Raw genomic sequence first — 7,007 nt, 5'->3', positions numbered from 1 at the left:
GAGCTGGACCTGTCGGACGCGCGCCTGCGAGGCGTCGAGACCGCCCTGGCCGCCGCCGAGGCAGACCGTGACCGACAGCGCACGCACTACCGCAAGGTCGAGCAGCGACGGCAGAAACTGGAAAAGGAGCTCAAGGCCGCCCGGGCGCGCTCGGGCCCGGACCGCGGCGAGGAGGCCTTCTGCGACCCAGAGGATCAGTTCCGCCACGAGGTCTACCTGGCCTGGACCCGGCGCATTCCCAAGGGTGAGAAGGCGACGCGGCCGCTGCCGCCGTACATGATCGGACCGGACTTCCTGGCCTCGCTAAAGACAACCGAAGGCGTGGACTGGCAGAAGGTCGTCGACGTCGTCGTGGAGGTCCTCACCGGCCTCCAGTCGCCCGGACGGAACCCGCACCGGCTTCGTGTGGACGCTGGCGGCAACAGCCGACCGGCAGTCCGCGCGGACGGCGCCGTGTGCTGGCGCGTGGCCCTGCAACAGGGCACCCCGGCCGCACGTCGGCTCCACTTCTGGCGCGTCGGCCAGACAGTGGAACTCTCCCGCGTGGTCCTCCACGACGACACGACCCCGTAGCCGCTGGCGGGCCGACTGAGAACCAGGCTAAGCAGGGCCAGCGGGGCCTTCCTGGCCCCCGCAACGCTGAGGCATCGCGCCGATCAGCGACACTCCGTTGTTTAGCGTGGTGCGGTTTTCAAGCACCCTGCCGACCACTGGCTGGAGCGGCACCAGGTTCCTCGGCGGCTGGCTTACCGCGAATAAGAGGCCGAGTTCTGTGCGGATAGTCGCCACTACGGTGATCGGGTATCGGCTTGACATCCGTCGCGCATGTGCTTTCGGAGACGCTTCAGCACCACCTCGGCCTGGCTGCCTCTGCAGGGATTCGATGCTTAGGCTGGGACCAGCGGCAAGGGAGATCACCATGGCCGACGAAAACACACCTGAGATCATCAGGGACTGCCGCGCCCGCCTGCGGCAGGAACGCACTCTCGGTGACGATGACTTCGAGCAGCTGTACCGCTGGGCCCGCGCCAACGACTCTCACCTGCTGGAGGAACTGCATCGCAAGCCTGAGACTCTCTCGTGCCTCCAGCTCCACGCCGAGGCGGCATGGCCATGCGCCGCGGCGCTAGATGACACCGTCTTCTGGACCACTGAGGCACTGCTGTGCGGAGGTCTGACACGCGAACAGGTGGAATGGGTGGAATCCTTTACGGCGCACGGTGACGCCGCCAGGCGCTTCGACCTGTACCAAGACCTCGCCGACCAACTCCGCCCCACCTACGGCTATGGAAATACCTTTCCTCCACAGCGAGATGGCTGGGTCTACCTGCTGACCGACGCGGGACAAGCCGCTTTTGACAACTGGGAACCCAAAGCCGCCATTCCATTCTTCGAGGAGGCATGGGAATCCCGAGACGCACTTCGCTCCCGGCACAAGATGACGGCCAAGGCTATCGCCCACATCGCAACCGGCTACGCCTCCGCAGTAGTGCACCTGAAGGACAAAGACGTTCGCGAAGAGTACTTTGACGTTGCCTTGAACCGACTTGAGGAAGGCCGTCAGAGACTCCTCGCGCATGTACCTGATGCGGAGCTGGCTCTCGAAGTGCTGAATATTGGAATTGCCTGTGGCGAGGCCTGGCGAAATCGTCGCGAGAAATGCAAAAAGAACAAGGTTGGGTGGATAACGTCGGCTGAACGCCGTCTGGAGCACTTCCGGGAGGCGGAGTGCGATGTGCGGGCGGCCAGGGGCGAGGCCATGACGTACTTCCAGCCGGGCAGCTATGACTACGCCTCCCTCCCTGGATCCGCCCAGCCGGCGGCGGCACGTTTCCTGCTCGACGTGGCCGGCGCCGCCGAGATCTACGGCAACGTTCAGCTCGCGGCCGACTGTGCGCGAAAAGCCGGGACGATCAGCCAGCGCCCTCATCACAGGCTCAAGGTTCATCTTCAGCTCGCACGTCTCGAGCTGGACCGGACCACGAGGATGCAGAACTATGAGGAACTGCTGCGCGACATCCAAGGCGGCGCACTCGACCTGTGCTCTCCGCCGAAGAGATTTTCCATCCGCAAGCAAATAGCGGATGCCTCGCGTGACCTGAGCAAGACGCTCGAGCGGCTCGAACGCCCCACAGCCGCCTGGTTCTGGTCCCAGCAGAGAGCGAAATTCGATCCGAGGTCCAGTTCCCCAACCGGTGGCCACGCCAAGGCTAAGCCGACTGCCCCGTCGGCCAAGCGCAAAGCGCGAAAGCTGAAGAACATAGTCAGGGACGAACATGTCCTCGGCTTGGTGCAGACCCTGATGGAGCTTGCCCGCGATTACCCCCAGGACGCCACGCTTCACACGTCAGATATCCTTGATCAGCTGGCCGCGGTGGACGACTGGCGGCCGGCATACCGCCGGTGCCGTGACCACCTGCCCCTTAGCGAGTGTCGGTCGGCAAGTGATGTCGCCCGAGTATGCGCGGAGGTGGCCGACGAGTTCGCGCAAGGCTACGCCCCGCTCTACCGTCCCGAGCTCCTGCTCGCCCTGGCCAGGAACCCCAGCCTCGACCCACAGCAACGGCAGGCCGTGGCAGAGGAAGCCTGTGATGCCTCCCTCAAAGTCGGGCGGTCCAAGGAAGCCATCGAAGCCCAACTCGAACTCATCTCCCTCAGGCTCGGGACCGGAGCGGATGAGCGGGTCGGGGAATCGGTGATCCGCGTGCGTGACATCGTGTACACCACCCTGGCCAACGCCCGGGGGACAGCCGACCTGATCGACATCGCCCACGGCCTCACGACCACATCGGCCAATCTGGCCGGCATGCTGGCCGAGCATGACTGCCACAAGCTGGCCTTCAAGATCGCGCACGCCCCGCTCGGGGCCCTGAGCCGCGCGTTCGAGCAGGATCCTGACCTTGTGGAGGAATACGAACTGGCCGAGCGGCGGCACGCTCAGCACTCTGAGAACGCCGACCAGCGCCTGCTCGAGCTGCTGCGCAACCGGGTATTGGCGGGTAAGAACACCTACCGCCCCGTGGCCTCCCCAGAACTCGCCAGCGTGGCCGCATGCTTCGGACACGCGGTCACCTTCGTGCAACTGCTGTACACCCCCCAGCACGGCACATGGGCCCTGGGAGCCCACGTGACCGGCAGCAGGCAATGCCAATACTGGTCACGCCAGCTCAGTGAAACGGTGAACATCCTGGATCTCCGCAAAGCGATCTGGGACTATCTCAATCCGATTCATAGAAATAGGCCTCATATTGGCACCTATCTGACGATGCTGCATGATGCGGTGATGAAGCCGTGGTTGGAGAAGGTGAAGGGCTCCGACGCGTTGATTCTCATACCCCACGGGAACTTCTCCGGACTGCCGCTCCATGCAGCCCACGGGCCGGACGGCTACCTGATCCAGAAGTGCCCGGTTGGCTACCTGTCCAATCTCAATGACGCTCCCTCCGACCTCGTGGCCTCCCCGTCTGCACTTCTCGGCGGGTGGGATCAGGGAATCCGGGCGGGGGATGAAGTGCAAGAACTGGAAGCTCGTTTGCAAAGACTCGATGTGGCTGTGGTCCGTCCTACCGACGCGCAACAGGGGAAAGACCACCTTCTTGACCCCGACCCCACCGCCCCTATCTGGGGATTGGTGCATGTGGCCGCGTACGGCCAACTCCGCCAATGGCCGGAGTCCTCCGACTCCCAGTTGCTCCTTGTGGACGGGGCGGAAGGTACCGCGGTGACGGCGAAAGCCTGGCTGCACTCTGGGTGCCGGGCCTCCCTGGTCTTCCTCAACGCCTGCGAAATCGGCCAAGGAGCTGTCCACCACGCCGGTGACCTCAACGGCTTCCCGCTGGCCTTGCGGGCACGGGGAACCGCCGCTGACCTTTCCACCGTGAGCCTGGTCAACCCCGGAGATGCTCACCGCTTCGCCATCGCCTTCTACGACGAGCTGCCGAAGAGCGACAGCCTCACCGCCTACCGCCAGGCCTGCCTGAAGGCCGTCTGGATGGACAACCCGGCCTGCGCCTGGGTGCCCTACGTCCACTCCGGCTTTCCCGTCCGGATGACGAGCAGTCATGCCCCGCAAAGTTGATCAAAGCCGTACGCCTGCTGTCGCTCTCAGGACCGCGGTTCCAGGCGGATGCGAAGGTCCCCGGAAGTGATGGGGACGTTTTCGAACCTGGCGTGACCCAGGCTGTCAACGGCTGCTGACCTACAGGTGCCGTCAGGGCTTGTGATGGTCACGGTCAGAGGCTGGGGGTTGTGTGCTGAGTTGAGAGTGATGGTGATCTCGGCCGTCCTTGCTTTGCGGTTGACTCTTGCGTTGACCAGGACATCAGGTGCATATCCAGCCCTTACGAGAGCTGGCACAGTGAGGGCAATGTCCATTACAGCGTCGACCGTGCGGTGAGCGTCGACCTTCTGGACGAGCCACGCCTCGATGTCGCGGATCATGACAGCGGCGGCGACGGTGATCGGCGCTTCCCCGGCCGCGAGCAGTTCCAGCTCCGCGAGCAAGGGTTGGGCGACCGGGTCCTGTACCCCACCCGCCGTGGCGGGCGGGGCGGCGACCAGCACGGTGAGGTAGGCATCGATAGCGGCGGTGCGGGCCCGCAGGTCCGCCAGAGTGGGGCGGCCGGCGGCCAGCCGCAGCCCGGCCAGCGAAGCCGCACCGGCTGTTTCGGGTCCCAGGGGCTCGGCGTCGGCGGGGGTGGCGGTGAGCTCCCCCAGGGCGGCGGCCGCATCTCGGGCACGGTCTGCCGCCTCCTGCAGGAGGGTTTCGCAGGCGGGGTCGCCCAAGACGCGCGCGGCGAGGGCCAATCGGTGCCGCATCCAGGCCTCGAGCATCAGCCGGTCGACGCGGATCAGGGACGGGTCGCGGATCGTGTGAAGGAAGGGGTGGGGGCGGCCGGCTTGGTAGACCTGCACCACCAGCGGATCGGGCGGCGGGGCGTGCAGGGGCAGCTCGGCGACGATCCGGTGACCGTCTTCGGTGTGGACGTCTTCTGCGGGCAGGAAAACTCCGGACCCGCACACGGTGCCCTCGCTCGGGTCGAGGACGCGGGCCACCAGTTCGGTGACCTCTTGGTCGTCGGGCTCCGTGTCGTCGGTCAGCACGGCGCTGATCCGCAGCCGGTGCGGGTTGGTGTAGGTCTCCACGAGCAGCTCCGGGGCCTCGGCGCCGTCCCAGCGCAGGATCCGGGCCGGCACCAGGGCCGGGTCTACGTAGGCGATTGCCATGGCCTCCGGCGCCGCCGCAGCGGAGACGTCGACGGCAGGTGCTGCACCGGGGAGCGCTCCGCGGAGGTCCTCGTCGGCGGCGCCAGCGGCAGTGTGGACAACCTCGGCGGCCTGGAGTTCGGCGGCGAGATCGTGGAGTTCGGCGGCGGCGGGATGCTCGTCGCCGAGCAGCTGCGCGGCGACGCGGGTGGCGGCAAGTAGACCGGGGCGCATGGCCGTCGGCAGGTCCCCGTTCAAGCACCGCTCGGCCCGGTATAGCAGGCTGGCCGACACGGCGGCGAATTCGGCCGCGGCCTGCTCGTCCAGTCCGGCCTGGTGGCAGGCCAGGCCTTGGTCGATGCCTACGGTGGCCTCCGAGACGGCAGCGGGCAGCCACCGTCGTACCCCGGCCACCAGCCCGACCCGAGCCCAGGCCTCGGGCAGCGGCGGCGGAGCAGGCGCCATGGTCATCCCTCGGTGAGGAGCGTCGGCGAGAAGATCTCGCATCGCGCTGGCCCATGCCTCGCCGAACAGGGCCGTCAACGTCTCAAGCGAGCCGTGGCCGGGCATGGTCCACGCAAGCACTCTCTGCGGGTGGATGAGGTCGACCGAGACCGTCACTCCGGGCGCAGGAGAGAAGACTCCAGCAGCGACCGCTGCGGGCTCGGGGTTCCACCAGCTCATCCGGCCCTGCTCGTCGGTGACCAGGCCACCATGCTGCTGCGTCATCACCTCACCGCCCCCGATCCTTGGCAAGTGCCTGCTCCATACGTCATACGGATCCCCCAGCAGCCCCGTCGTCGTCCAAAGGCTCCTCCCGTCGGCTGCCCCGCTTTCGCAGTAGGTCCAAAAGCCGCCAACGCCCGTACTGCTTGAGGCGTCCGGAGGTCTCCTTCAGGTCCTCTTCGCTTCCCCAGTCCGGCTTCCTCAGCGTGTGAACGGTGACCTCCTTGACAGCGTCGGTGATCGCGTCGGCGACCATGTCATCTGGCTCCCGGTGGAGCGCCTTAAGGTAAGCCGACAGGCCTATCTCGCCGGCGAGACGCTCCATCCGCAGCCATCGTTGTCCGGCCTCGGCACCGCCCAGCAAGCGCCTGGCCTCGTCTTGGCGAAGGGCCCGAGGTTTCCGGGCCATCGCAGCGGGTGGTTGTGCGGTTGCCTGCGGAGAGGCCGACGGGGACTCGCTTGCCGCAGCCACCAGTGCGGCGTTAGAAAACTCAAGTTCGTCATGGAGCGCTTCGATCACCGACTCGACCAACTCGTCATACGGCGAGGAGCCAGGCTGGGGCAGTGCCGCGAACCGCTCCTTGTCGGCGAGGCCGCCGTTTGCGATCAGTCGTTCGCGGGCGAGCCGCGGGGCACGATTCTTCAAGTCGTCGCGGGTGGCTTTCGAAAACGCGTAGCCCTGCGCCTTGGCTTCCTCCTTGACACGTTTGAGGGCCTCCGCGCCGACCAGGCAGACCAGCTTAGTCAGAGGCCAGGCGCAGTACTCGATCACCGCGGCGGTCGCCTCCTGGACCTGCGGCTCGGTTAGCCAGTCCCGGCGGCTGCCCTCCTGTGCGACATCGAGGGCGCTTGCCACCTCCGCGGCATCGCCGTGGCCGAGGGTGTCCGCGACAGCGCAGTCAATCCAGTCCTGCTCCAGCAGCTCCTGGGTACAGGTGCGCAACTCCGGAAGGACCACCCCGCGGGTCAAACCGCCGTGGCCGACGGGAAGAGCCCGGTCCCGCCACTGCCTGCACAGGTCCGCCTTGGACACGCCCTGCTGCCCGTACGGGATGCGCCACCAGGTTGATCGGTTC

4 protein-coding genes are annotated in these 7,007 nt (G+C 66.5%); 2 read left to right on the top strand and 2 right to left on the bottom strand.

Features of this window, described 5'->3' with window-relative positions; genetic code table 11:
* Positions 1–573, top strand: a 573-nt coding sequence (locus ACWGI8_RS36085; RefSeq protein WP_453667569.1) for a hypothetical protein, incomplete at its 5' end; no start/stop codon positions are given.
* Between the two features lie 346 nt (positions 574–919).
* Positions 920–4,078 (top strand): CHAT domain-containing protein, encoded by a 3,159-nt coding sequence (locus tag ACWGI8_RS36080; protein ID WP_453667567.1) that lies wholly within the window; start codon positions 920–922, stop codon positions 4,076–4,078.
* Between the two features lie 26 nt (positions 4,079–4,104).
* Here ACWGI8_RS36080 and ACWGI8_RS36075 read toward each other — a convergent pair whose 3' ends face one another.
* Both ACWGI8_RS36075 and ACWGI8_RS36070 read right to left on the bottom strand, forming a co-directional pair.
* Positions 4,105–5,934 carry a hypothetical protein gene (locus tag ACWGI8_RS36075; RefSeq protein WP_453667565.1) on the bottom strand — a complete coding sequence of 610 codons (1,830 nt, stop codon included), beginning with the start codon at positions 5,932–5,934 and terminating at the stop codon, positions 4,105–4,107.
* A 43-nt stretch (positions 5,935–5,977) separates the two neighbouring features.
* The coding region (locus ACWGI8_RS36070; protein ID WP_453667563.1) for a hypothetical protein at positions 5,978–7,007 on the bottom strand (1,030 nt) is incomplete at its 5' end.

This window comes from Streptomyces sp. NPDC054841 (assembly GCF_053611045.1).
The sequence above is the reverse complement of the archived record's forward strand: the minus strand, read 5'-3'. Positions and strand labels throughout refer to the sequence as shown.

What these genes read in the sequence shown, in the direction of transcription:
- ACWGI8_RS36080 (WP_453667567.1), top strand. Translation starts at nt 920, where the DNA reads ATGGCCGACGAAAACACACCTGAGATCATCAGGGACTGCCGCGCCCGC.
- ACWGI8_RS36075 (WP_453667565.1), bottom strand. Translation starts at nt 5,934, where the DNA reads ATGACGCAGCAGCATGGTGGCCTGGTCACCGACGAGCAGGGCCGGATG.